The 24,167-nt window shown below is 70.5% G+C and carries 23 protein-coding genes and 1 riboswitch; of the genes, 11 read left to right on the forward strand and 12 right to left on the reverse strand.

Features of this window, described 5'->3' with window-relative positions:
* Positions 1-23 precede the first annotated feature (23 nt).
* The gene (locus AB5J53_RS22290) at positions 24-698 is read right to left on the reverse strand and encodes a maleylpyruvate isomerase family mycothiol-dependent enzyme (protein WP_369247431.1); all 675 of its coding nucleotides are present in this window, start codon (positions 696-698) and stop codon (positions 24-26) included.
* A 47-nt stretch (positions 699-745) separates the two neighbouring features.
* On the opposite strand from AB5J53_RS22290, the gene AB5J53_RS22295 reads away from it, so the two are divergent.
* The 3 genes from AB5J53_RS22295 (at position 746) to AB5J53_RS22305 (ending at position 3,975) form a co-directional block, all read left to right on the forward strand.
* Positions 746-1,387, forward strand: a complete 642-nt coding sequence (locus AB5J53_RS22295) for a hypothetical protein (protein ID WP_369247432.1) — start codon at positions 746-748, stop codon at positions 1,385-1,387.
* A 198-nt stretch (positions 1,388-1,585) separates the two neighbouring features.
* Positions 1,586-2,803 carry a Cmx/CmrA family chloramphenicol efflux MFS transporter gene (locus tag AB5J53_RS22300; protein ID WP_369247433.1) on the forward strand — a complete coding sequence of 406 codons (1,218 nt, stop codon included), beginning with the start codon at positions 1,586-1,588 and terminating at the stop codon, positions 2,801-2,803.
* 92 nt (positions 2,804-2,895) lie between these two features.
* Positions 2,896-3,975 (forward strand): GNAT family N-acetyltransferase, encoded by a 1,080-nt coding sequence (locus AB5J53_RS22305; RefSeq protein WP_369252394.1) that lies wholly within the window; start codon positions 2,896-2,898, stop codon positions 3,973-3,975.
* A 143-nt stretch (positions 3,976-4,118) separates the two neighbouring features.
* On the opposite strand, the gene AB5J53_RS22310 is transcribed toward AB5J53_RS22305, so the two are convergent.
* Entirely contained in the window at positions 4,119-4,391 is a 273-nt protein-coding gene (locus AB5J53_RS22310) for a DUF4031 domain-containing protein (protein WP_369247434.1), read from the reverse strand.
* Positions 4,388-4,771 (reverse strand): hypothetical protein, encoded by a 384-nt coding sequence (locus tag AB5J53_RS22315; RefSeq protein WP_369247435.1) that lies wholly within the window; start codon positions 4,769-4,771, stop codon positions 4,388-4,390. Before AB5J53_RS22315 ends, AB5J53_RS22310 begins: the two co-directional genes overlap by 4 nt.
* Positions 4,772-4,826: 55 nt before the next feature.
* Between AB5J53_RS22315 and AB5J53_RS22320 the strand changes: the two genes are divergently transcribed.
* The 4 genes from AB5J53_RS22320 to AB5J53_RS22335 all read left to right on the forward strand — a co-directional run bounded on the left by AB5J53_RS22320 (position 4,827) and on the right by AB5J53_RS22335 (position 9,033).
* A complete protein-coding gene (locus tag AB5J53_RS22320; protein WP_189186180.1) occupies positions 4,827-5,753 on the forward strand; it encodes a MurR/RpiR family transcriptional regulator in 927 nt (308 codons plus the stop codon).
* 150 nt (positions 5,754-5,903) lie between these two features.
* The gene (murQ, locus tag AB5J53_RS22325; protein ID WP_369247436.1) at positions 5,904-6,851 is read left to right on the forward strand and encodes an N-acetylmuramic acid 6-phosphate etherase; all 948 of its coding nucleotides are present in this window, start codon (positions 5,904-5,906) and stop codon (positions 6,849-6,851) included.
* A gap of 164 nt (positions 6,852-7,015) precedes the next feature.
* A complete protein-coding gene (locus AB5J53_RS22330; protein ID WP_369247437.1) occupies positions 7,016-8,446 on the forward strand; it encodes a PTS transporter subunit EIIC in 1,431 nt (476 codons plus the stop codon).
* On the forward strand, positions 8,443-9,033 hold the full coding sequence (locus tag AB5J53_RS22335) for a hypothetical protein (RefSeq protein WP_369247438.1): 591 nt from the start codon (positions 8,443-8,445) through the stop codon (positions 9,031-9,033). The genes AB5J53_RS22330 and AB5J53_RS22335 overlap by 4 nt, the downstream gene beginning before the upstream one ends.
* A gap of 508 nt (positions 9,034-9,541) precedes the next feature.
* On the opposite strand, the gene AB5J53_RS22340 is transcribed toward AB5J53_RS22335, so the two are convergent.
* From AB5J53_RS22340 to thrC, 6 genes are all read right to left on the reverse strand, one after another.
* Positions 9,542-11,038 carry an MFS transporter gene (locus AB5J53_RS22340; protein WP_369247439.1) on the reverse strand — a complete coding sequence of 499 codons (1,497 nt, stop codon included), beginning with the start codon at positions 11,036-11,038 and terminating at the stop codon, positions 9,542-9,544.
* Positions 11,039-11,335: 297 nt separating this feature from the next.
* Positions 11,336-12,457: an NADH:flavin oxidoreductase gene (locus AB5J53_RS22345; protein WP_369247440.1), complete on the reverse strand. Its 1,122-nt coding sequence runs from the start codon at positions 12,455-12,457 to the stop codon at positions 11,336-11,338.
* Between the two features lie 277 nt (positions 12,458-12,734).
* Positions 12,735-14,357 carry a chaperonin GroEL gene (gene groL / locus AB5J53_RS22350; protein WP_369247441.1) on the reverse strand — a complete coding sequence of 541 codons (1,623 nt, stop codon included), beginning with the start codon at positions 14,355-14,357 and terminating at the stop codon, positions 12,735-12,737.
* A gap of 427 nt (positions 14,358-14,784) precedes the next feature.
* Positions 14,785-14,988 carry a cold-shock protein gene (locus tag AB5J53_RS22355; protein ID WP_005315736.1) on the reverse strand — a complete coding sequence of 68 codons (204 nt, stop codon included), beginning with the start codon at positions 14,986-14,988 and terminating at the stop codon, positions 14,785-14,787.
* Positions 14,989-15,437: 449 nt separating this feature from the next.
* Positions 15,438-15,713, reverse strand: coding sequence for a MoaD/ThiS family protein (locus tag AB5J53_RS22360; protein WP_369247442.1), 276 nt, complete (start codon positions 15,711-15,713; stop codon positions 15,438-15,440).
* Positions 15,710-17,005, reverse strand: a complete 1,296-nt coding sequence (gene thrC, locus AB5J53_RS22365; protein ID WP_369247443.1) for a threonine synthase — start codon at positions 17,003-17,005, stop codon at positions 15,710-15,712. Before thrC ends, AB5J53_RS22360 begins: the two co-directional genes overlap by 4 nt.
* Before the next feature lie 17 nt (positions 17,006-17,022).
* Positions 17,023-17,169: riboswitch (SAM riboswitch) on the reverse strand.
* 177 nt (positions 17,170-17,346) lie between these two features.
* On the opposite strand from thrC, the gene AB5J53_RS22370 reads away from it, so the two are divergent.
* The 4 genes from AB5J53_RS22370 to AB5J53_RS22385 all read left to right on the forward strand — a co-directional run bounded on the left by AB5J53_RS22370 (position 17,347) and on the right by AB5J53_RS22385 (position 21,498).
* A complete protein-coding gene (locus AB5J53_RS22370) occupies positions 17,347-18,291 on the forward strand; it encodes a glucosyl-3-phosphoglycerate synthase (protein WP_369247444.1) in 945 nt (314 codons plus the stop codon).
* A 157-nt stretch (positions 18,292-18,448) separates the two neighbouring features.
* Positions 18,449-19,837: a trehalose-6-phosphate synthase gene (locus tag AB5J53_RS22375; protein WP_369247445.1), complete on the forward strand. Its 1,389-nt coding sequence runs from the start codon at positions 18,449-18,451 to the stop codon at positions 19,835-19,837.
* A 133-nt stretch (positions 19,838-19,970) separates the two neighbouring features.
* Positions 19,971-20,570, forward strand: coding sequence for a hypothetical protein (locus AB5J53_RS22380; RefSeq protein ID WP_369247446.1), 600 nt, complete (start codon positions 19,971-19,973; stop codon positions 20,568-20,570).
* A 4-nt stretch (positions 20,571-20,574) separates the two neighbouring features.
* A complete protein-coding gene (locus tag AB5J53_RS22385; protein WP_369247447.1) occupies positions 20,575-21,498 on the forward strand; it encodes a right-handed parallel beta-helix repeat-containing protein in 924 nt (307 codons plus the stop codon).
* Here AB5J53_RS22385 and otsB read toward each other — a convergent pair.
* From otsB to AB5J53_RS22400, 3 genes are all read right to left on the reverse strand, one after another.
* A complete protein-coding gene (gene otsB, locus AB5J53_RS22390) occupies positions 21,486-22,349 on the reverse strand; it encodes a trehalose-phosphatase (RefSeq protein WP_369247448.1) in 864 nt (287 codons plus the stop codon). The genes AB5J53_RS22385 and otsB overlap by 13 nt on opposite strands.
* Positions 22,350-22,605: 256 nt before the next feature.
* Positions 22,606-22,833 carry a DUF3263 domain-containing protein gene (locus tag AB5J53_RS22395; RefSeq protein ID WP_369247449.1) on the reverse strand — a complete coding sequence of 76 codons (228 nt, stop codon included), beginning with the start codon at positions 22,831-22,833 and terminating at the stop codon, positions 22,606-22,608.
* 32 nt (positions 22,834-22,865) lie between these two features.
* Complete coding sequence (locus AB5J53_RS22400; RefSeq protein ID WP_369247450.1) at positions 22,866-24,131, reverse strand: ABC transporter substrate-binding protein; 1,266 nt, start codon at positions 24,129-24,131, stop codon at positions 22,866-22,868.
* Between the last annotated feature and the right edge of the window lie 36 nt (positions 24,132-24,167).

Here is a 24,167-nt window from a genome sequence, read left to right on the forward strand (position 1 = left end):
ACTGCGCGGGGTCTGGGGGCGCGTCAGCCGAAGATGTTCAGCTCGCCCTCCCCCGCCCCGACCAGCTCATAGCGCTCCCCCGCAACCGGCCGCCCCGCGTACAGCCGTACCAGCGTCGCCGCATCGCCGATGTACCGGGCCGGCGGCCGGTCCCCCGGCACACTCCCCAACCGCAGCGGCTCATCCACGTCGTCGAGGTCGGCGTGCAGCGGCAGATGCTCCTTCTCGCGGGTGACCCGCGCGAGAAGGGTGAGCGCGTACGGCAGCCCGTCGCCCGCGTAGGCCCCGGGCTCCCCGAAGACCTCGCGTACGTCCCCGGCGTGCACCCACTCGCCCAGCGCGATGGGGTCGAGCACGCCACCCGCCTCGGCGATCACCGGCCCGGCCTCGGTCATCCCGCGCTCCAGCTCGTCCACGATCCGCGCGTTCGTCCAGTCGGACCGCTCGGCGATGTCACGGTCGTTCGACTCGGGCGAGAACACCCCCTTCTCGAACCGCCGCTCCACCACCCGGATCAACGCGGCCGAACAGTGCGCGAGCACGTCCCGCACGGTCCACCCCGGACACGCGGCGGTCGCCAGCGCGAAGTCCTCGTCCGGCCTGGCCCGCAGCAGCGGTATCAACGCGTCACGCTCGATGGTCAGGAGCCGCCCGGGCAGCTCGGGGTCCCGTACGTCGTGCACGTCCGCAGTAGTCATGGGCTCCACGCTAGGGCCCCGAGGGCGCCGCACGGGAGAATGAGCGCATGGCCGATCTCGACGCCCTGCGCACCCGCTGGACCCGCGCCCTGGAAGGAGCCCGGGCGCCCGGCGGCCCGGACCCTGCCCCGTACGCGGACAATCTCCTCGCCCGCTGGCAGGAGCCCCAGCGCCACTACCACACCGTCACGCACCTCCAGGCGGTCCTTGACCACATCGACGTACTGGAGAAGTACGCGGACGACCCGGACCTCGTACGCCTGGCCGCCTGGTTCCACGACGCCGTGTACTTCCCCGACCGCTCCGAGAACGAGGAGCGCTCGGCCCGTCTCGCGGAACGCGCGCTCCCCGAGGCCGGGCTGTCCGAGGAGAAGACCGGGGAGGTCGCCGGCCTGGTCCGCCTCACCGTCACCCACGACCCGGCCGACGACGACCGCAACGGCCAGGTCCTGTGCGACGCCGACCTGGCCATCCTGGCCTCGTCCCCGAACGCGTACGCCGCCTACACCGCCGCCGTCCGCCAGGAGTACGCCTTCGTCCCGAACGACGCCTTCCGCGAGGGCCGCGCCGCGATCCTGCGCCAACTCCTCGACCTGCCCCGCCTGTTCCACACACCGCACGGGGCGGCGCAGTGGGAGGCAACGGCGCGGTACAACATCGGCGCCGAGCTGGAGCTGCTCACCGACTGACGTCACTCACGCACTCGCGGGCTTACACGGTCACACGCTCACGCCTAAAACTGGTTCGACGACGGGCGATGGACCACGTACGAAGGAGGGATGCCCCCAAGCCCTGGACCGCTGCCCTCTGGACCGTTGCCCCCGGATCCGCCCCATACGGCCGATACGGCCGCCCCTGCCACTCACCCTCACCACCCGCGCCCCCGCATGCCCCTGTCCGTCTACATCCTCGGACTCTCCGTCTTCGCCCTCGGCACCAGCGAGTTCATGCTCTCCGGACTGTTGCCGCCCATCGCCGACGACATGGACGTCACGATCCCGCAGGCGGGCCTGCTGATCTCGGCGTTCGCGATCGGCATGGTCGTGGGAGCGCCCCTCCTCGCGGTGGTGACGCTGCGGCTCCCGCGACGGACCACCCTCGTCGCCCTGATCGCGGTCTTCGGCCTGGGCCAGGTCGCGGGAGCGCTCGCGCCGACGTACGCCGTGCTGTTCGCGTCCCGCGTCGTCAGCGCGCTCGCCTGCGCCGGCTTCTGGGCGGTCGGCGCGGCGGTGGCCATCGCGATGGTGCCGGTGAACGCGCGGGCCCGGGCGCTGGCCGTGATGATCGGTGGTCTGTCGATCGCGAATGTGCTGGGAGTGCCGGCCGGTGCCTTCCTCGGTGAGGGGCTCGGCTGGCGTTCGGCCTTCTGGGCCGTGGGCGCGGCCTCCGCGATCGCCCTCGTCGGGATCGTCACGCTCATCCCGCGTATTCCACTCCCCGACGAGAAGCCGCAGCTCAAGCGCGAACTGCGCATCTTCCGCGACCGTCAGGTCTGGCTGTCCATCGGTGTCATCGCGCTCGGCGCGGCCGGCATCTTCTGCGCGTTCAGCTATCTCGCGCCGCTGCTCACGGAGGTGGCGGGGCTCGACGACGGATGGGTGCCGACCGTGCTCGCGCTCTTCGGGGCCGGCGCGCTGATCGGTACGACGATCGGCGGGCGGATCGCCGACGCGCACCTTTTCGGGGTGCTGATCAGCGGCATCGCGGCCGACACCGTCATCCTGATCGCGCTCGCGCTGTTCGGGCGGTTCGCGATCGCCGCCGTCGCCCTCTCCTTCCTCCTCGGAATCGCCTGCTTCTACACCGCGCCCGCGCTCAACGCCCGGATGTTCAACGTCGCCGCGGCCGCGCCCACCCTGGCCGGCGCCACGACCACGGCCGCCTTCAACCTGGGCAACACCGGCGGGCCCTGGATCGGCGGCGCGGTCATCGACGCGGGGTTCGGGTACACCTCCACCGCCTGGGCGGGCGCGGCCATGACGGTGGCCGCGATCGGCGTGGCCGTCGTCTCACTGCGACTGCATCGCCGTACGCAGTCCTCGCGCGTCGTGACCGTCGTGACCAAGGCGGACGGCACGAACAAATCGGTGCGTACGGAAGCCTGATCCGACCTATCCTCGCCCGCATGGGAGACATGGGCGGGGACGTGAGCGGGCACCTGGGCGGGGACGTGAGCAGGCACCTGGGCGCGGACCAGGTGGCGGAAGCCGTCGCGGGGAGCGTCGCGCTGCTGCGTACGGCTGCCGGGCGGGACTGGGACGGCGTCAAGGCGGGACGCCTGGAGTGGAGTTGCCGGCGGACGGCCGAGCACATCTCCAGCGATCTCATCGCGTACGCGGGGCAGCTGGCCGGGCGGGCCACCGAGGCGTACGTGCCCTTCGAGATCGTGATGGAGGACGGCACCGACAACGCGGGCGTCGTCGACGTGATCGAGACGACCGGCGCCCTGTTCGCCGCCGCCGTCCGTACGACGCCGCGCGAGGTGCGCGCCTTCCACCCGTACCCCTTCCGCAGCGCGAACCGCGAGGGCTTCGCCGCGATGGGCATCGCCGAAGTCCTGCTGCACACGCATGACATCGCCGAGGGGCTGGAGCTCGCGTACGAACCCCCGGCCGCGCTCTGCGAGGGCGTCCTCACCCGGATCTTCCCGCACGTCCGACCCGGGCCGGCTCCCTGGTCCACCCTCCTGTGGGCCACCGGCCGGGGCGAGCTGCCGGGCCGCGCCCCGGTCACCGAGTGGCGCTGGAGCAACAACCTCGTGATCGAGTCCGAGCGGCTCACGCTCCAGGGGGTCACCCCGGCGGCCGCCGCCGACCTGCACGCGGGCGGCACCGGCGGCTTCGAGTGGATCGAGGGCGGTCCGTTCGAGGGCACGCGGGATGCCGCCGGGATGGTCGTGAAGGCGTACGAGGACGGGGTGCACCGGCCCGAGTGGGGCATGTTCGTCCTCGTACGCCGCGAAGACGGGCGCGCGGTAGGCGGAATGGGCTTCCACGGCGCGCCCGACGAGGAGGGCCGGGCCGAGGTCGGCTACGACCTCGCGGAGAACGCCCGTGGCAACGGTTACGCGACCGAGGCACTGCGCGCTCTTGCCGACTGGGCCCTGGCCCGCGACGACGTCCAGCTCCTCTACGCCGCCATCGACCGGGCCAACGGGCCCTCCCATCGCGTCATTTCGCGCGCCGGGTTCACGCGGGTGAGCGAGGACGTGGAGCGCTACGCGTACGAGCAGCGAGGCATGGACCGCGCACTGCTGCTCTACGCCCGGGAGGCCTGACAGCCGGGGCTGCCCTGGGTCCCTGGGGGCTGCACCCCTGGAGGGGCGCGGGGAACTGCGCGACAAGCCCCCACGCACCCGCGGCCAAAAGACAAATACGGGTCGGGCAGGGGCGGAGGGGGCGAAAAACCCGCGGCCAGCCCTCACCCGCTGGCCCCCGGACGCTTCCGGCGCCGCAGCCCCGCCCCGTACAGCAGCCGCACCACCTCCCGGCTGCTGACCTGCACCGCCCCCGCGCGCACCGCGTCCTCGTACCGATGCGCGGGAATGTCGTAGTGGTCCCGCTCGAAGGCGCGCCGCGGCGCGCCCAACTCCGCGGCGAACGCGTGCAGTTCGTCGTACGAGACGTCGCTGATCAGGTGGGACCACATGCGGCCGTGCCCCGGCCAGGCGGGCGGATCGATATAGACGGTCACGAGGACGGGGTCCCACCCGTCGCCGAGCCCAGGGAGCCCACCGAGGCGACCTTCACACCCGCCTTGTGGCACACCCAGTGCGGGTCGGGCCCCAACTCGGGCTCGACGTCGAGGGCATGCGGGTCACCGGAGCCGCAGACGGGACACAGCGGCCACCGGCCGTACCGCTCCAGCAAGGCGTCCTGCACGTCCTGGGCGACGAGCCCGGCGACGTAGCCCGCGCCCTCCGGCCACTGCTCGATCCACCAGCGGCGCTGCACCACCGACTCCTCCACGAGGGAGACGACGTCCGCCTCGGCCACCTCGCCCGCGACGAGATCGGCGAGGACAAGGGCGCGAGCCGCGTGCAACGCCTGCTCCAGGGGGCTGATGGGGTCCATGCACCCATTGTGCGCACCCTTGACCGTATGCCCCAACGGAAAATATCTTTCAGATGTGACCCATGACGTGAAGGAAATTTTCGCGGGAGAGGCGCCGCCCGCCCCCGCCGCCCTCGCGGCCAAGGTGCGGACGCTCGCCCCGTCGATGACCCGCTCCATGCAGCGGGTCGCCGAGGCCGTCGCCGGTGACCCGGCCGGCTGCGCCGCCCTCACGGTCACCGGCCTCGCCGAGCTCACCGGCACCAGCGAGGCGACGGTCGTCCGTACCGCCCGCCTGCTCGGCTATCCGGGCTATCGGGATCTGCGCCTGGCGCTCGCCGGGCTCGCCGCCCAGCAGCAGTCGGGGCGCGCGCCCGCCGTCACCGCCGACATCGCGGTCGACGACCCCATCGCGGACGTCGTCGCGAAACTCGCCTACGACGAGCAGCAGACCCTCGCCGACACCGCCGCCGGGCTCGACACCGTCCAGCTCGGCGCGGCGGTCGCCGCGATCGCCGCGGCCCGCCGCATCGACATCTACGGCGTCGGTGCGTCCGGTCTGGTCGCCCAGGATCTCTTCCAGAAACTCATGCGCATCGGGCTCATAGCCCACGCGCACAGCGACCCGCACCTCGCCGTCACCAACGCGGTGCAGCTGCGCGCCAAGGACGTGGCGATAGCCATCACGCACTCCGGCTCGACCGGCGACGTCATCGAACCGCTCCGGGTCGCCTTCGAGCACGGGGCGACGACGGTGGCGATCACCGGCCGCCCTGGCGGTCCCGTCACGCAGTACGCGGACCACATCCTCACCACGTCGACGGCCCGCGAGAGCGAGCTGCGCCCGGCGGCGATGTCGTCGCGCACGAGCCAGCTGCTGGTGGTGGACTGTCTGTTCGTGGGGGTGGCCCAGCGGACGTACGAGACGGCGGCGCCGGCACTGTCCGCCTCGTACGAGGCCCTGGCGCACCGCCACACGCCGCGCGGCGGCGGACACCGCTAGGCCGCGCGCACCCACAGGACCATCTTCCGCTTCTCCGCTCTTCTCTCTCCTGTCTCTCTTCTGTCTCTCTTCTAGTTCTCTTCTCCAACGGGGCCCTTCTTCTCGCAGCACCGGAAAGTCGTCGTACCGCACGGAAAAGAGCCGTCCTCCATGACCTCAACCGCCGACGCCTCCTCCAACTACCGTGGCCTGAGGGCCGAGTTGGAGACGCTGACCACCGAGGCGTTCCGCCCCGAACTCGCCGAGATCGACCAGCTGGCCACCCTGGACATCGCGAAGATCATGAACGGCGAGGACGCGACCGTGCCGACGGCCGTCGCGGCGCAGCTCCCGCTCATCGCCGCCGCCATCGACGACATCGCGGACCGCATGTCCCGTGGCGGCCGCCTCATCTACGCCGGCGCGGGCACCGCGGGCCGTCTCGGTGTCCTGGACGCCTCCGAGTGCCCGCCCACCTTCAACACCGATCCCTCCGAGGTCGTGGGCCTGATCGCGGGCGGCCCGACCGCCATGATCACCTCGATCGAGGGCGCCGAGGACTCCAAGGAGCTGGCGGCACAGGACCTCTCCGAACTGGGGCTGACCCCCGACGACACCGTGGTCGGCGTCTCCGCCTCCGGCCGTACCCCGTACGCGGTGGGCGCCGTCGAACACGCCCGCGCGCGGGGCGCGTTGACGATCGGCCTGGCCTGCAACGCGGACAGCGCGCTCGCCGCTGCCGCGGACCACGGCCTCGAGGTCGTCGTGGGCCCCGAGCTCCTGACCGGCTCGACCCGCCTGAAGGCGGGCACGGCCCAGAAACTCGTCCTCAACATGCTCTCGACGATCACGATGATCCGCCTCGGCAAGACGTACGGGAACCTGATGGTCGACGTACGCGCCTCGAACGAGAAGCTACGGGCCCGCTCCCGCCGCATCGTCGCCCTCGCCACCGGAGCCTCGGACGAGGAAATCGAACAGGCCCTCGCCGCCACGGACGGCGAGGTGAAGAACGCCATCCTGACCATCCTCGGCAAGGTGGACGGCCCCACCGCGGCCCACCTCCTGGAGGAGAGCAAGGGCCACCTGCGCGCGGCACTGGCGGCAGCACACCACTGAAAACCGGCCGCCACAGCTGTGGGCATGCGTGCCGCCAGGGCGGCGCCCGTCCCAGTAGACGTAGCTGTGGACAGTCGTTCCGCCGGGCGGAGCGGGTGGGCACAGCGGAACCCTGCAAGCGCCGGTAAGCGCACCCACCCCCGAGCAACCAGGACCAGCGCACAGTGAACACCTCCCCCCACACCACCGCCGCCGCGATCCTCCCCTTGGTCGGCGGCCCCGCGAACGTCACCTCCGTAGCGCACTGCATGACCCGCCTCCGCCTGGGCCTACGGGACCGAACCCTGGTCCAGGAGGACCCCCTCAAGGCCCTCCCCGCCGTTCTCGGCGTCGTCGCGGACGACGACACGTGCCAGATCGTCCTGGGCCCGGGCACCGTCGCCCGAGTGACCCCGGAGTTCGAGGCGTTGCTGGCGACCACGGCCGATCAACTGGCATCCAGAGGCGCCGAGATGAAGGCGGACCAGCGGCAACGCAACACCACCCCCCTCAAAGTCCTCCTCCGCCGCATCGCGAACATCTTCGTCCCCCTGATCCCCGCCCTGATCGGCTGCGGCGTCATCGCGGGCCTGAACGGCCTGCTGATCAACCTGGGTTGGCTGGGGGCCCTCACCCCGGCCCTCACCGCCATCGCCTCCGGCTTCATGGCCCTGATCGCCGTCTTCGTCGGGTACAACACGGCGAAGGAGTTCGGCGGCACGCCGATCCTGGGCGGCGCGGTGGCGGCGGTCATCGTGTACGCGGGGGTCGCCAAGGTGACGGCGTTCGGCATGACGCTCGCCCCCGGCCAGGGCGGCGTCCTGGGCGCACTGGCTGCCGCGCTCCTGGGGACGTACGTCGAGAAGTGGTGCCGCGGCTGGGTCCCGGAGACGCTGGACGTCCTGGTCACCCCCACCATCACCGTCCTGCTCACCGGCCTGGTGACGCTCTACGCCCTGATGTACACGGCGGGTGAGCTCTCCACCGCCATCGGCACGGCGGCGAACTGGCTCCTGGAGAACACCGGCGCCTTCGCGGGCCTGCTCCTCGGCGGCCTGTTCCTCCCCCTCGTCATGCTCGGCCTGCACCAGGCCCTGATCCCCATCCACACCACGCTCATCGAGCAGCAGGGCTACACCGTCCTCCTCCCCATCCTGGCGATGGCGGGCGCGGGCCAGGTCGGCGCGGCCGCGGCGGTGTACGTCCGACTCCGCCACGACCACTCCATCCGTACGACGATCAGGTCGGCGCTCCCCGCGGGCCTCCTCGGCGTCGGCGAACCCCTGATCTACGGCGTCTCGCTCCCCCTCGGCCGCCCCTTCATCACGGCGTGCGCGGGCGGAGCGGCGGGCGGCGCCTTCGTGGGCCTCTTCTCGATGCTCGGCGACAAGGTCGGCTCGACGGCCATCGGCCCCTCGGGCTGGGCCCTGTTCCCCCTGCTCGCCGGGAACCGGGGCCTGGCCCCGACGGCCGCCATCTACGCGGGCGGCCTGCTCACGGGATATGTGGTCGGCTTCGCGGCGACGTACTTCTTCGGCCTCACCGGCCTCACCGACCGTGCCGGCCTCTCCGACCCTGCCGGGTTGTCAGTGGCGCGTGCAAAGGTGGAGCCATGAACCACGCACAGCTGACCGCTCTCGGCCGCGCCCTGCGCCTGCTCGGCGAGCACGGCGACGCGCTGAACGCCGACACCCCCGACGCGAAGCTGCACGAGGTCAAGGCGGACCTGAAGCGGGCCCTGGACCTGCTGGACGAGACGGTGACGACGGCGGCGCCCACCACCCGCTGCTCCGAGCACCCGAACGGGCCGGTCGACGAGGGCGCCGCCGACCTCTGCCTGCTCTGCGAGACCCGCCGACGCGCCGCCCGCCGCTCCGAGGTCAACGACGCCTACTCGCACGGCGGCCGCCCCACCGGCCCCGACGAGACGCCCGAGCGCACCAAGTCCCGCTACGGCGTCCGCGGCGACCGCCCCCAGCCCCAGCAGCGCTGGCTCCCGGAGGTCTGGAACGGCCAGGCGTGGCATCTCTGCGGCACCCCCCGCCGCGACCGCCACGAGGCCGAGCGCTACCTCGCCGCCGAGCGCCGCACCCCCCGCCCCGGCACGGCCTACCGCCTGGTCCACGAGTTCACCGACTACGAGGTCCTGCGCATCTGGGGCACCCCGGTAAAGATCGACATCGAACCAATGGGCAACCTGTAGCGGGAGCCCTCCGGCGGGAGGAATGGGCAGATGTGGGCCACACTCACGCCCTGAATCCCAGGTTTCCGCCGCTCGGGTTGGCCCAAATCCGCCACACCCTCCCTCCCCGACCCACCCACCTCAGGGGGGCCTCCCGGTCGAGGCGCCGTACCCGCGCCCGTAGCACCTCCGCCGGCGGCGCCTCGCCCACCGCCTCCGGCGGACGGTCCCACTCGCGCCCGCCGCCCACGGGCCGCGCCTGTACGCAGCCGCCCTCGCGCCTGGCTGACCCGCCCGTCCCGTACGTCGACCACGTACTCCCCGGTCATGACTCGCCGCCGCCCAGCCCGCCCAGTACGGCGGTCAGCTTCTGCGCCGTGACCACCTTGCAGCGGCCCTGCGCGACGGTCGTCGGCATGACGGCAGTCCGTGCCAACAGCGAGGCGGTCGCCGTCCCGCGTGAAGCGGGACGGCGACCGCCCTGGTGAATGGCCCGGTGGCCAGGTGACACGTTGATCAGTGGGGAGGGTTACGCCTTCGCCCCGGAGGCCTCCGCGGCCTCGGCCTGCTCGCCGCCGGTGGCCCCCTCCGCGGGCACCGCCTGCGCGGCGGCGCGGCGACCCGGGAGGAACGCGGCGAGGACGAGGGCGAGGAGAGCCGCGCCGGCGCCGATGGCCATGACCACCTTGAAGCCGTTCTCGGAGGGCAGGGCGGTGGTGCCGAAGTCGGTGGTCATCTGGGCGAGGACGACACCGGCGATCGCGCTGGCGAACGACGTACCGATGGACCGCATCAGGGTATTGAGGCTGTTCGCGGCGGCCGTCTCGGAGGCGGGCACGGCGCCCATGATGAGCGCGGGCATCGCGCCGTAGGCGAAGCCGACACCGGCGCCGATGATGCAGGAGACCAGGACGAGGTGCCAGACCTCGGACATCAGCACGATGTTGAGACCGTAGCCGGCGGCGACGATGACGGCACCGCACATCAGGGTGATCTTCGGGCCCTTGGTCTTGGTGATGGCGGCGGAGATCGGTGCCATGGCCATCATCACCAGGCCCTGCGGAGCCAGCACCAGGCCGACGGTCATCATGGACTGGCCGAGGCCGTAGCCGGTCTGCTCGGGCAGCTGGAGCAGCTGCGGCAGGACCAGGGACATCGCGAACATCGAGAAGCCGAACGCCACCGAGGCGAGGTTGGTGAACAGCACCTGACGGCGGGCGGTGGTCCGCAGGTCCACCAGCGGCTTGGCGGTGCGCAGCTCGTACCAGCCCCACGCCAGCAGGACGAGGACCGCGACGGCGAACAGGCCGAGCGTCGTGCCGCTGCCCCAGCCCCAGTCGGCACCCTTGGAGACGGCCAGGAGCAGGGAGACCAGGCCGGCCGCCATGCCGAGCGAGCCGATCAGGTCGAAGCGTCCGCCGGTGCGCACCTTCGACTCGGGCACGATCATCAGGACGAGTACGAGGGCGACGGCACCGAGCGCGGCCGAGGTCCAGAACAGTACGTGCCAGCTGAAGTTGTCCGCGATGAACGCGGCGGAGGGCAGACCCAGCGCGCCACCCACGCCGAGGGAGGCGCTCATCAGCGCCGTCGACCCTGCGAGCCGGTCGGCGGGCAGTTCGTCGCGCATGACGCTGATGCCGAGCGGGACGACCGCGGCGGCCAGGCCCTGCAGGGTCCGGCCGATGATCATCGGGACCAGGGAGTCGGCCAGCGCGCAGACCACCGAGCCGGACACCAGCAGCACGATGCTGACCAGCAGCATGCGGCGCTTGCCGAACATGTCGCCGAGGCGGCCGACGACCGGTGTCGCCACGGCGGCGGCGAGCAGCGTGGCGGTGACCGCCCATGCCGTGTTCGACGCCGAGGCGTCGAGGTACTTGGGCAGCTCCGGGACGATCGGGATGACCAGGGTCTGCATCAGCGAGACGACGATTCCGGCGAAGGCCAGGACCGCCACCACGGCGTTCGACCTCGGCGGAGCGGTGTTCCCCGCCTCGGGGGATCGGGCAAGGGCGTCGGACATGACAGGGCCTCCGGGCGACGGGCACGATTGCTTGACTTACTCAACCTTAAGCAAATTGATTGACTTAAGCAAGAGAAGCTTCGGAGACGGGTGCTCAGGGTGGTTTTTTCGCCCCCGCCGCCCCTACCCATTCCCGTACCTGGGGGCTGCGCCCCCAGACCCCCGCTAAAAGATCGCGCAGTTCCCCGCGCCCCTTTTAGGGGCGCGGGGAACTGCGCGACAAGCCCCCACCCACCCGCAACGGACAGGCTGGTCGGGACGGGCAGGGGCGGAGGGGGCGAAGCCCCCCCCCCCGGCTCAGCTGAGTGTGCGCAGGGCCGTCGGGTCGTACGCGCCCAGGTCCGCGAACCGTCCGTCGAGGACCTTCGCCGCCCACTCCGGGTCCTGGAGGAGCGCACGCCCCACGGCGACGAGGTCGAACTCGTCGCTCTCCAGCCGGTCGAGGAGATTGTCGAGGCCGGCCACCGGCGCGCCCTCGCCCTGGAACGCCTTGATGAAGTCACCGTCCAGGCCGACCGAGCCAACGGTGATGGCGGCCTTGCCGGTCAGCTTCTTCGTCCAGCCCGCCAGGTTCAGGTCCGAACCGTCGAACTCAGGAAGCCAGTAGCGGCGCGTGGAGGCATGGAAGGCGTCCACTCCGGCCGCCGCGAGCGGGGTCAGGATCGCCTCCAGCTCCTCCGGCGTCTCGGCGAGCCGGGCATCGTACGCCTCCTGCTTCCACTGCGAGTAGCGGAAGAGGACGGGGAACTCCGGGGAGACCGACGCACGGACCGCGGCGACGATCTCCGCCGCGAACTTCGTACGGGCCACCGGGTCACCGCCGTACGCGTCGGTGCGGCGGTTGGTGCCCGACCACAGGAACTGGTCGATGAGGTAGCCGTGCGCGCCGTGGAGCTCGACCCCGTCGAAGCCGATGCGCTCGGCGGCGGCCGCGGCCTCGGCGAACGCCGCGATGACGTCGTCCAGGTCGGACTGGGTCATCTCCTTGCCCTCACCGGCCGTGCCGTTGATGCGCAGACCGGACGGGCCGACCGCGGGGGCGTCCGCGAACGGCGGCTCGCCCGCGTTGCGGACCATACCGATGTGCCACAGCTGCGGCACGATCGCGCCGCCCCCCGCGTGCACGGCGTCGGCGACCTTCGTCCAGCCCGCCAGCTGCTCCTCGCCGTGGAAACGCGGGACGCGGTCGCTCTGCCCGGCCGACTCGTGGCCCACGTACGTGCCCTCGGTGACGATGAGGCCCACACCCGCGGCGGCGCGGCGGGCGTAGTACCCGACCACGTCCTCCCCCGGGACGCCGCCCGGCGAGAACTGCCGGGTCATCGGGGCCATCACGATGCGGTTCGGGACAGTCAGGCCGTTCAGGGAGACGGGGCGGGACAGGATCTCGGCTGCGCGCGAGGCGGCGGTGGCAGTCACGAAGGGGGCTCCTCGGAGAGGTCGATCAGACGTCGAGCGGTCAAGGGATTCCAGGCGGTATGTGCACATGCATCGACCGCCCATGAACGTCAACTGTCCCGCCCGTCGCAGCATTCCGCCGCCCAACGGCCCGCCCCTGTGATCCCGCACACGCGCGACGGGAGCGCCCCGGACCCGACCCCGACGGGAGCACTCCCGCAAACGCCCGAGGGCGGCACCCCCTGGGAGTGGGGGTACCGCCCTCGAAACGTAAGGACAGTGATCAACCAGAGGCCGATCAGAAGTCCATGTCACCGCCCGGCATGCCGCCCGGAGCGGCCGCGGCGGCCTTCTCCGGCTTGTCGGCGATGACGGCCTCGGTGGTGAGGAACAGCGCGGCGATGGAGGCGGCGTTCTGCAGGGCAGAGCGGGTCACCTTCGCCGGGTCGATGATGCCCTCGGCGATCATGTCGACGTACTCGCCGGTCGCGGCGTTCAGACCGTGGCCGACCTGAAGGTTGCGCACCTTCTCGACGACGACGCCACCCTCGAGACCACCGTTGACGGCGATCTGCTTGAGCGGGGCCTCCAGGGCGAGCTTCACGGCGTTGGCACCGGTCGCCTCGTCACCCTCGAGCTCCAGCTTCTCGAAGACCGCGGAGGCCTGGATGAGGGCCACGCCACCACCGGCGACGATGCCCTCTTCGACGGCCGCCTTCGCGTTGCGAACGGCGTCCTCGATGCGGTGCTTGCGCTCCTTGAGCTCGACCTCGGTGGCGGCACCGGCCTTGATGACGGCCACGCCGCCGGCCAGCTTCGCCAGGCGCTCCTGGAGCTTCTCGCGGTCGTAGTCCGAGTCCGAGTTCTCGATCTCGGCGCGGATCTGGTTGACCCGGCCGGCGACCTGGTCGGCGGAGCCGGAGCCGTCGACGATCGTGGTCTCGTCCTTGGTGATGACGACCTTGCGGGCGCGGCCCAGCAGGTCCAGACCCGCGTTCTCCAGCTTGAGGCCGACCTCCTCGGAGATGACCTCGCCGCCCGTGAGGATGGCGATGTCGCCGAGCATGGCCTTGCGGCGGTCACCGAAGCCCGGGGCCTTGACGGCGACGGACTTGAAGGTGCCACGGATCTTGTTGACGACCAGGGTCGACAGGGCCTCGCCCTCGACGTCCTCAGCGATGAGCAGCAGCGGCTTGCCGGACTGCATGACCTTCTCGAGGAGCGGCAGCAGGTCCTTGACGTTGCTGATCTTCGAGTTGGCGATCAGGATGTACGGGTCGTCGAGGACGGCCTCCATACGCTCCATGTCGGTGGCGAAGTACGCCGAGATGTAGCCCTTGTCGAAGCGCATACCCTCGGTGAGCTCCAGCTCCAGACCGAAGGTCTGGGACTCCTCGACGGTGATGACGCCTTCCTTGCCGACCTTGTCCATGGCCTCGGCGATGAGCTCGCCGATCTGGGTGTCGGCGGCGGAGATGGAGGCCGTGGAAGCGATCTGCTCCTTGGTCTCGACGTCCTTCGCCTGCTCCAGCAGGGCGGCGGAGACGGCCTCGACGGCCTTCTCGATACCGCGCTTGAGGGCCATCGGGTTGGCGCCGGCGGCTACGTTGCGCAAACCCTCGCGGACCAGCGCCTGGGCCAGGACGGTCGCGGTCGTCGTGCCGTCACCGGCGACGTCGTCCGTCTTCTTCGCGACCTCCTTGACCAGCTCGGCACCGATCTTCTCGTACGGGTCCTCGAGCTCGATCTCCTTGGCGATGGAGACACCGTCGTTGGTGATCGTGGGGGCGCCCCACTTCTTCTCGAGGACGACGTTGCGGCCCTTGGGGCCGAGGGTCACCTTGACGGCGTCCGCGAGCTGGTTCATGCCGCGCTCGAGGCCTCGCCGCGCCTCCTCGTCGAACGCGATGATCTTGGCCATGTGAAGTGGTCCTCCCGGACGGGGTGGATTGCTCCGGATCGTGCCCGCGCCCGCGACGGACGGCCTGCAAGCCCTGTGGTTCCTTGCCCCACCGGCTTGCGGGCCTCACTGGCCCGATCCAAGTTCTGTCACTCTCACTGGGAGAGTGCTAACGCCAATGATTAGCACTCGACCCCGTCGAGTGCAAGGTGCGCTCGCGCAGCGAGCTCGTTGAGGGGTGATGGTCGGGCGACGGGCGGGCGCAAGCGCCTCTCACGAACGGGGGCGGGCCCGGCGGGTGGTTCGGGGGGCGCGAACGGGAGCGGGTCCGGCGGGGGGTTCGGGGGGGCGCGAACCGGAGCGGGCTCGGGAACGCACGAGGGGCCCGCACCCCTGGTGGGATGCGGGCCCCTCGGCGTGAGTGCGTCGGTGGCCGTTCGCGCCGGGATCAGACGGCGAGCTTGACCATGTCCGCCTGCGGACCCTTCTGGCCCTGCGAGATCTCGAACTCCACTCGCTGACCCTCTTCAAGGGTGCGGTAGCCGTCCATCTGAATCGCGCTGTAGTGCACGAAGACGTCCGCACCACCGTCGACCGCGATGAAGCCGTACCCCTTCTCCGCGTTGAACCACTTGACGGTGCCCTGAGCCATGCCTAACTCCCCTATTACTGGCCCTTGCACAGATCCACACTTCGCGGATCCGGGTCAGACCTCACCCCCCAACGGTTGGGGGTGTGCGCCGGAACGCGTCGACCGCGGCTGAATGTATCTGTCCAACTGCCGTCTGCAACAGGTCAATCGGACGAGAATTCTGGGCACGGCCGATCGGGAATATGCGGAGAATTTGCGCAGATTCAGGGCAAGTCGGGCCCCATAAATGCCATAAACGGCTCAAAAAGGCGGGGCACTTTGGCTACTTCTTGTCGGGTGTCGCGCAGATACTCATATGCGTCCGGCATGAAAGGCGAAGCAGCTTCCCCAACTGTACCGCGCTCAACCATGCAGAATTGCCCCCTCCGTTTCTCTCACGGAGGGGGCAATTCGATGAACTCTTAGTGATGAGCGTTACCTACGGTAACAATCTCACCCTGGGTGATGGATCAGCCGCCGGCGACGGCCGGGATGATCGACACGCCCGCGCCGTCAGGCGTCGCCGTCTCCAGGCCCTGCTCGAACCGCACGTCGTCGTCGTTGACGTACACGTTGACGAAGCGGCGCAGCTTGCCCTGGTCGTCCAGAACGCGCGCGGAGATACCCGTGTGGTTCTTCTCCAGGTCGGCGATGACCTCGGCGAGGGTCCCGCCCTCGGCCGTCACCTCGGCCTGTCCGCCGGTGTAGGTGCGCAGGATGGTGGGGATGCGGACGTTGACGCTCATGATGCGAGGCCAGCCTCTCGGAAGGAGTCCAGGTTCGGGCGGATGGTCGCGGTCAGGCCGGTGCCGGCCACCGCGTCCAGGGTCTTGAGGCCGTCGCCGGTGTTGAGGACGACCGTGGTCAGGGTCGGGTCGAGGAGGCCGTTCTCGATCAGCTTCTTCGTGACGCCGAGGGTCACACCGCCCGCCGTCTCGGCGAAGATGCCCTCCGTGCGCGCGAGGAGCTTGATCGCGTCGACGACCTGCTCGTCGTTGACATCCTCCACCGCACCGCCCGTGCGGCGCGCGATGTCGAGCACGTACGGCCCGTCGGCCGGGTTGCCGATGGCGAGCGACTTGGCGATGGTGTTCGGCTTCTGCGGCCGTACGACGTCGTGTCCGGCCTTGTAGGCGACGGAGACCGGCGAGCAGCCCTCGGCCTGGGCGCCGAAGATCTTGTACGGCTTGTCCTCGACGAGGCCGAGCTTGATCAGCTCCTGCAGACCCTTGTCGACCTTCGTGAGCTGGGAGCCGGAGGCGATCGGGACGACCAGCTGGTCCGGGAGCCGCCAGCCGAGCTGCTCGCAGATCTCGTACGCGAGGGTCTTCGAGCCCTCCGCGTAGTACGGCCGCAGGTTGACGTTGACGAAGCCCCAGCCCTCGCCGGCCGGGTCGCCGATCAGCTCGGAGCAGAAGCGGTTCACGTCGTCGTAGTTGCCCTCGATGCCGACGAGCTCGCCGCCGTAGATGGCGGCCATGACGACCTTGCCCTGCTCCAGGTCGTGCGGGATGAACACGCAGGAGCGGAAGCCGGCGCGGGCGGCGGCAGCACCGACGGCGCCGGCCAGGTTGCCGGTGGAGGAGCAGGAGAGGGTGGTGAAGTTGAAGGCGCGAGCGGCCTCGATGGCCTGGGCGACCACGCGGTCCTTGAAGGAGTGCGTCGGGTTGCCGGAGTCGTCCTTGACGAAGAGCTTGCCGGCGTCGACGCCGAGCTCGCGCGCCAGGTTGTCGGCCTTGACGAGCTTGGTCCAGCCGGGGTTGATATTCGGCTTGTCGGCGACGTCCGCGGGGACGGGCAGGAGGGGCGCGTAGCGCCAGATGTTCGCGGGGCCCGCTTCGATGCGCTTGCGGAGTTCCTCGGTGTCGTAGGCCGAGAAGTCGTACGCGATCTCCAGCGGGCCGAAACACTCCTCGCAGGCGAAGACCGGGCCGAGCGGGACGCGGTGCCCGCACTCGCGGCAGGAAAGCGCGGCGGCGGGGCCGAGGTCAACGGCGTCTACGGTGTTCGTGGTGCTTGCAACAGTCTGCGCAGCCATGGAGGCGAGGCCCTTTCTCCTCATCTTCCTCACGACGCACTTCGCCGTGAGACGGATTTGGCACCTTCCCTAGCCGGGAGCCTCGCCACGTCAACGTGACAAGACCGGCTGGAGGGTTGCCGGGGCTTCAACGGGCCGTATCCCTCTGCCCCTCTGGATGAGCGGTATTCGGTTGTTGAACTATCGATCACCATGCGCGCCGATGATCTACGCAATGCGATGGTCATCCGCGTTGTTCAAGACTGTAACCGAAGGCCAGGACAGTTGAGATAGTCGTCCGAACCGCGAGATGGATCACACCGTGAGACACCGGGTGATCAGACAGTGAGGAGCCGCAGACTGTGCTGAAGGAAGTTGAGCGCTGGCTGAGCACACGCTCCTGGTCCGTGACCGATCGCCCGCTCCACCAACTCATGGCCGCCAAACGCACCACAGGGTCGACGGTCAGTGTCGTACTGCCCGCTCTCAACGAGGAGGAGACCGTCGGCGAGATCGTCGCGATCATCCGCCACGATCTGATGCAGCAGGTGCCCCTCGTCGACGAGATCGTCGTCGTCGACTCGGGCTCGACGGACCGCACCTCCGAGGTGGCAGCCGCCGCGGGGGCGAGAGTCGTGCACCGCGACGAGATCCTGCCGCGCATCCCGACCGTGCCCGGCAAGGGCGAGGTCCTGTGGCGGTCGCTGCTCGTGACGAGCGGGGACATCGTCTGCTTCATCGACGCGGACCTCAAGGAGTTCTCGTCCGACTTCGTCTCCGGGATCGTGGGCCCGCTGCTCACCGAACCCGGCGTGGACCTGGTCAAGGCGATGTACGACCGCCCGCTGGGCCAGGCGGCCGGCCAGGGCGGCCGCGTCACCGAGCTGATGGCCCGCCCCCTGCTGAACATGCACTGGCCGCAGCTCGCGGGCTTCGTCCAGCCGCTCGGCGGCGAGTACGCGGCCCGCCGCTCCCTGCTCGAACAGCTGCCGTTCCCCGTCGGGTACGGCGTCGAGCTGGGCATGCTCGTCGATGCCCTGCACCTGGTGGGCCTGGACGCCTTGGCCCAGGTCGACGTGGGCGTGCGCAAGCACCGCCACCAGGACGGACAGGCGCTGGGCCGCATGGCCGCGGCGATCTACCGCACGGCCCAGCTGCGCCTGGCCCGCGGCCACATGATCCGCCCGTCACTCACACAGTTCGAGCGGGGTGAGGACGGCTTCGAGCCGCGCACACACTCCGTTGACACGGAGGAACGCCCGCCGATGTCCGAAATCACCGAGTACGTGAAACGAAGGGCCGCCTAGCCCCGCGCCCTTCAGGGGCGCGGGGCTGTGAACTGTGACATATGCGGCTCCGCCACCTGGGCGCGACCAGCCCCCACCGGCCGGCAGATCGCATACGACCCCGCAGACGGCCGACGGGAACGTTTGAGCGTTTCGACCGAGGGCTAGGTTTCGTGTCATGGCTTCAACGCACGGTGCCCACCGGATCCTGGTCGCCTCCAACCGCGGCCCGGTCACCTACGAGGTGCGCGAGGACGGCTCGCTGCACGCCAAGCGCGGTGGCGGCGGGCTGGTCTCGGGCCTGTCGGCGATCGGGCCGGACGCGGGCGCCCTGTGGGTGTGCTCGGCGCTCGGCGACGGGGACCGCGAGGCGGTGCGGCGCGGGGTCGGCGAGGACGGCGTACGGATGCTGGACATCGACGTCGCGACGCACGCCGACGCGTACAACGGCATCGCGAACTCCGTGCTGTGGTTCGTCCACCACATGCTCTACCAGACACCGCTCGAGCCGGTCTTCGACGCGGAGTTCCGGCGCCAGTGGGCGTCGTACGAGGCGTACAACCGCGCGTTCGCCGAGGCGCTGGCCGACGAGGCGGCCCAGCGTGCCGTGGTCGTCGTACAGGACTACCACCTGACCCTGGTGCCGGGGATGCTGCGCGAGCTGCGCCCCGACCTGCGGATCGGGCACTTCTCGCACACGCCGTGGGCGCCGGTGGACTACTTCCGGATGCTGCCGGACGACATCGCCGAGCAGGTGCTGCGCGGGATGCTGGGCGCGGACCGGCTCGGTTTCCTCACCCGCCGCTGGGCGGACGCGTTCACCGCGTGCGCCGCCGAACTCGTCGGCGGGCTCGGTGACACCCGGGTCGGCGTGCACGGGCTCGGCGCGGACGCGGACTTTCTGCGGCGGCGCTCGCACGAGGCGGACGTCGACGAACGGATGGCCACGCTGCGGGAACAGATCGGCCCGGACCGCAAGGCGATCGTGCGGGTCGACCGGACCGAGCTGTCGAAGAACATCGTGCGCGGGCTGCTGGCCTACCGGCAGCTCCTGGAGGACCACCCGGCGTGGCACGAGCGCGTCGTGCACGTCGCCTTCGCCTACCCGTCCCGGCAGGACCTCGCCGTGTACCGGAAGTACACGGCCGAGGTGCAGCTTCTGGCGGATGAGATCAACTCCCGGTACGGGATGGCCGGTTGGACCCCGGTGGTCCTGCATGTCAAGGACGACTTCGCACGCTCTCTGGCCGCGTACCGGCTCGCCGACGTGGCCCTCGTCAACCCCATCCGGGACGGCATGAACCTCGTCGCCAAGGAGGTGCCCGTCGTCTCCGACGAGGGGTGCGTGCTGGTGCTGTCGCGGGAGGCGGGGGCGTACGAGGAGCTGGGCGAGGACGCGATTTCTGTGAATCCGTTCGACGTGATCGGTACCGCCCGCGCGTTGCACGAGGCGTTGTCCATGTCCCTCGGCGAGCGGGCCGAGCGTACGAAGCGGCTGGCTGCCGCGGCGACTGCTTTGCCGCCGGCCCAGTGGTTCCTGGAGCAGCTGCACGAGCTGGACGCCTGATCGCACGGCGCCCGACGTTGGTCGCTGTGCCCATCCCCCGTGGGACGGATGGGCAGAGTGGTAGCAGCGGAGTCCAACCGTGGCCTCCGTTTGTCCATGGGCCCCGTATGTCAGCCCTGGCCACCTTCCGCGCATGGCTCTCTGGCGTACGCGCATACTCACGGTGATCGCGGTGGCGGCTCTGCTGCCCACTGGTGTGGCCCTCGCGAAGACCTCCTCGGGCACGACGTACTACCTGGACTGCGGGCGGGGTGACGACGGCGGGTCCGGGACCTCGGTGGGCGGGGCCTGGCGGTCGCTCGCCAAAGCGAGTGGCCATGTCTACGGCCCCGGCGACCGGCTGCTGCTGAAGCGGGGCACGAGCTGTACCGGTGTGCTGGCGCCCGAGGGTGGGGGCGCACAAGGGGCGCCCGTGCGGATCGACACGTACGGCAGGGGCGCGAAGCCGCATATCGAGGGCGCCGGCGCACGCGCGGCCGTGCACCTGGTGAACACCGAGCAGTGGGTGATCCGGAATCTGGACATCTCCAACACGGGGCCCGCCACCACCACCGACCGCCGGGCCGGCCTCCTCGTGCGGCTCACCGACTACGGCGTCGCCCACGGCTTCACCGTCGACGGCGTGGACGTGCACGACGTCAACGGCGCCGACTTCAAGGACCCGGACCCGAGCGGGGGGATTCTCTTCTCGGTGCGAGGGTCGGCCGTCCCGACCCTCCCCCACTGCCTTTAAGGGCGTGGGGGGACCCCCAGACGGCGTACGCGTCGCGAACTCGACCGTCCGGCACGTCGACCGCACGGGAATCGGGACCTCGTCGACCTGGGGCCGGCGACCCGAGCACCCGAACGGGCCCGGCACCAGCTGGCAGGCCATCACCGGCCTGAGCGTAAGGAACAACAGGGTCTACGACGTCGGCGGCGACGGGATCGTCGTGCAGACCGCCCAGGGCGCCCTGGTGGAGAAGAATTACGTCGACGGCTTCAACATGCGTTCCGCCGGTTACAACGCCGGGATCTGGGCGTGGAACTCGGACGACGTGCTCTACCAGTACAACGAGGTCACCGGCGGCCATGGAACGCGTGACTCGATGGCGTACGACATCGACGGCGGCAACAACCGCGACGTCTACCGCTACAACTACTCGCACGACAACGAGGGCGGCTTCCTGCTGGTCTGCAACGGCGTCGGAATGACCACGAACGGCAACCGCGTGCACGACAACATCAGCGTGAACGACCGCAATACGACGGCCCCTTACGGCGTCGTGTCGGTCGTCTGCGCGGCGACGACCGACACGCAGGTGTACCGGAACACGATCGTCACCGAGCACGCCGACACCGCGCTGGTGTCCGACAACGGGCCCACCGAGGTCACCTTCCGCGACAACATCTTCGTGGGGGCCGACGGAGGAACCCCTATCTCGGACACGGTCAGCACCTACTCCAACAACCTCTACTGGCACACCGCGCAGGACCGGGACACCGCCGCGGTGAACGCCGATCCGCTGTTCGTGTCGGCGGATCCGGCGAGCCCGTACGACGTGCGGCTGCGGGCCGGTTCGCCTGCGCGTGGTGCCGGATCGGTGACCGGGGGCGGACCGGACTACTTCGGGAACCCGGTCTCCGCCCCCTCCAACATCGGTGCAGATCAGTCCAGTTGAGCCGCGAGCGCGGCCAGCAGTCGTACGACTCCGGACGGGCCGTCCACCACCAGGTCGGCCCGGTCGGCGAGTTCGGCGACCTCGGAGCTGCCGCTGCAGACGAGGAGCCCGGGGATGCCGTCGGAGCGCAGCTTGTCGACGGCGGCGAAGGCGGGCAGGTCGCCCAGGTCGTCACCGGCGTACACGACGGCTTCGGCGCCGATCTCGCGGGCGTACTCCAGAAGGGCGACGCCCTTGTCCATGCCCGGCGGGCGCAGCTCCAGGACCATGCGGCCCGGCTCGACGATCAGGCCGTGCCGGGTGGCCAGGTCGGTGAGGGGCTCGCGCAGGGCCTCGAAGGCGGCTTGCGGGTCGCTGGCACGGCGAGTGTGGACGGCGACGGCGCGCCCCTTCTCTTCGATCCAGGTGCCCTGCCACGCGCCGATCGTGTCCAGGAACCCGGGCAGCTCGGCGCGGACGGCGGCGACGCCGGGGTGCGGGGCGGGGGCGCTGACCGTGCCGCTCACCGCGTCCCAGCGTTCGGCGCCGTAGTGGCCGAGGACGACCAGGTGCTCCAGGCCCGGTACGCCCGCGAAGCCGCCGTGCCGGACCGCGACGCCGGCCGGGCGGCCGGTGATCACGGCCACGGAGGCGACCTTCGGGGCGAGGGCCGCGAGGGCGGGGACCGCGTCGGGGTGGGCGCGGGCCTGTTCGGGGTCGGGGACGATCGGTGCGAGGGTTCCGTCGAAGTCCAGCCCGATGACCGCCCGGGTGGGCCTGGCGAGGATGGCGTCGAGGCCGTCGCGTCCGGCGGGGGTCGCTGGCGTCGGCAAGGAGTCCGTGGACTCCGGGGATTCCGGATGGCTGCCCATACCCCGACCCTATCCGCGCGGCGCCGGGCGCACCCATGGCTCATCGGGTCACGCGTGGCCGCCCACCGGGGTGCGGGTAGGGAGTTTTTTCGCCCCCGCCGCCCCTACGTAAAGGGGCGCGGGGAACTGCGCAGTCTTTTGGGGGTCTGGGGGCGGAGCCCCCGGGGACGATGGGGGTCCCCCCGCTCGAGCGAAGCCGAGAGTGGGGGAGGGCAGGGGCGGCGGGGGCGAAAAACCCACCCCACCCACACCCCCGTCACCGCTCCCCCCGGCGCCCCTCCCTGACCCGCCGGAGGCGGTTGACCGTGATCGGGTCGTGGGCGAGGGCGCGCGGGTCGTCCAGGAGGGCGTTGAGGAGTTGGTAGTAGCGCACCGGGGGCAGGCCCAGCTGCTCCCGTATCGCCCGCTCCTTGGCCCCCGGGCCAAAGAAGCCGCGGCGCTCCATCGCGAGGATGCCCTGTTCCCGCGGGGTGAGGTCCTCCATGGACAGCACGGTATCCCCCGGCACTGACAGCGCTACGCCGCGCTGTCCTCCGTCGTCGCCGTGATCTGGAGCGACCCCAGGATCGCCGTCGGGCTGCCGCTCGGGCTCACAGCGCGGGCGATCTGCTTCTTGACGTCGGCGCTGATCCCGGCCCAGGAGGTCTTCCCGACGGGGTAGAGCACGGAGGAGGGGAGCTGGTCCAGGAACGGGCCGAGGTCCTGGTCGTTCTTGTCGCCGGCCATGGCCTCGGACGCCGACGCGGTGACCGGCAGCAGGTTGTACTCGTGGGAGAAGGCGAGCACGTTCTTGTCGTCGTAGACGAAGTCGAGGAAGTCGCCGATCTGCTCGCCGTGGCCGTTCTTCTTGAAGGCCATCATCCAGTCGGCGACACCCATCGTGGACTTGGCCCTGCCGTCGATGCCGGGCATCGGCACCATGCCGAACTTCACGCCCTTCTTGGCGGCCGTCTGCATCAGCGTGGGGTGCCCGACGAGCATCCCGACCTCGCCGCGCGTGAACGCGGAGAACGCGTCGGCGCGATTCAGCTTCGCGGGCGCGACGGGCCCGGTGAGCCCCTTGCCGACCAGTTCGTCCTTGAGCCAGGTGAGCGTCTTGATGTTCTGCGGCGAGTCGATGGAGTACGTACCGACGTCGTCGGTGTAGCCGCCGCCCCCGCTCAGCAACCACTGCATCGTCTCGGCCTGCGCCTCCTCAGGGCCGAGCGGCAGCGCGTACGGGAACTTGACGCCCCTGGACTTGAGCGCCTTGGCGTCGGCGGCGAGCCCGCTCCAGGTCCGCGGCGGGGTGAGCCCGGCCTGCGAGAACAGCGTCTTGTTGTAGAAGAGCAGCCGCGTGGAGGAGGCGAACGGCATACCGTACTGCGTCCGGTCCATCTGCCCCGCGTCCGTGAGCTGCGGGACGAAGTTGGCCTGCACGGGTATGGAGATCAGGTCGTCGACCTTGTAGAGCTCGCCCTTCGCGGCGTAGTCGGCGTACGCGCCGATCTGCGCCATGTCGGGCGCGTCGCCCGCCGCGACCATCTCCTTGACCTTGCGGTCGACGTCGGTCCAGGGGTAGACACTGACCTCGACCTCGACCCCCGGGTGGTCGGCCTCGTACTCCTTGGCCAGCTTGTCCCAGTACTTCTGGGAGCTGTTGGCCTTGGAGTCGCCGTAGTCGGCGGCCACCAGCTTGAGGGTCACGTCCGAGGACCCGCCCGAGCCGCCGCAGCCCGCGAGGGTCGCCGTCATACCCAGGGCGGAGATCACCGCGATCAGTCCTGTCCTACGCCGCTGCACAGCTGTCTTCTCCCAACCCCCGGCCAACCCCTGGCC

It is taken from the genome of Streptomyces sp. R41, from assembly GCF_041053055.1.
Taxonomy (GTDB): Bacteria; Actinomycetota; Actinomycetes; order Streptomycetales; family Streptomycetaceae; genus Streptomyces.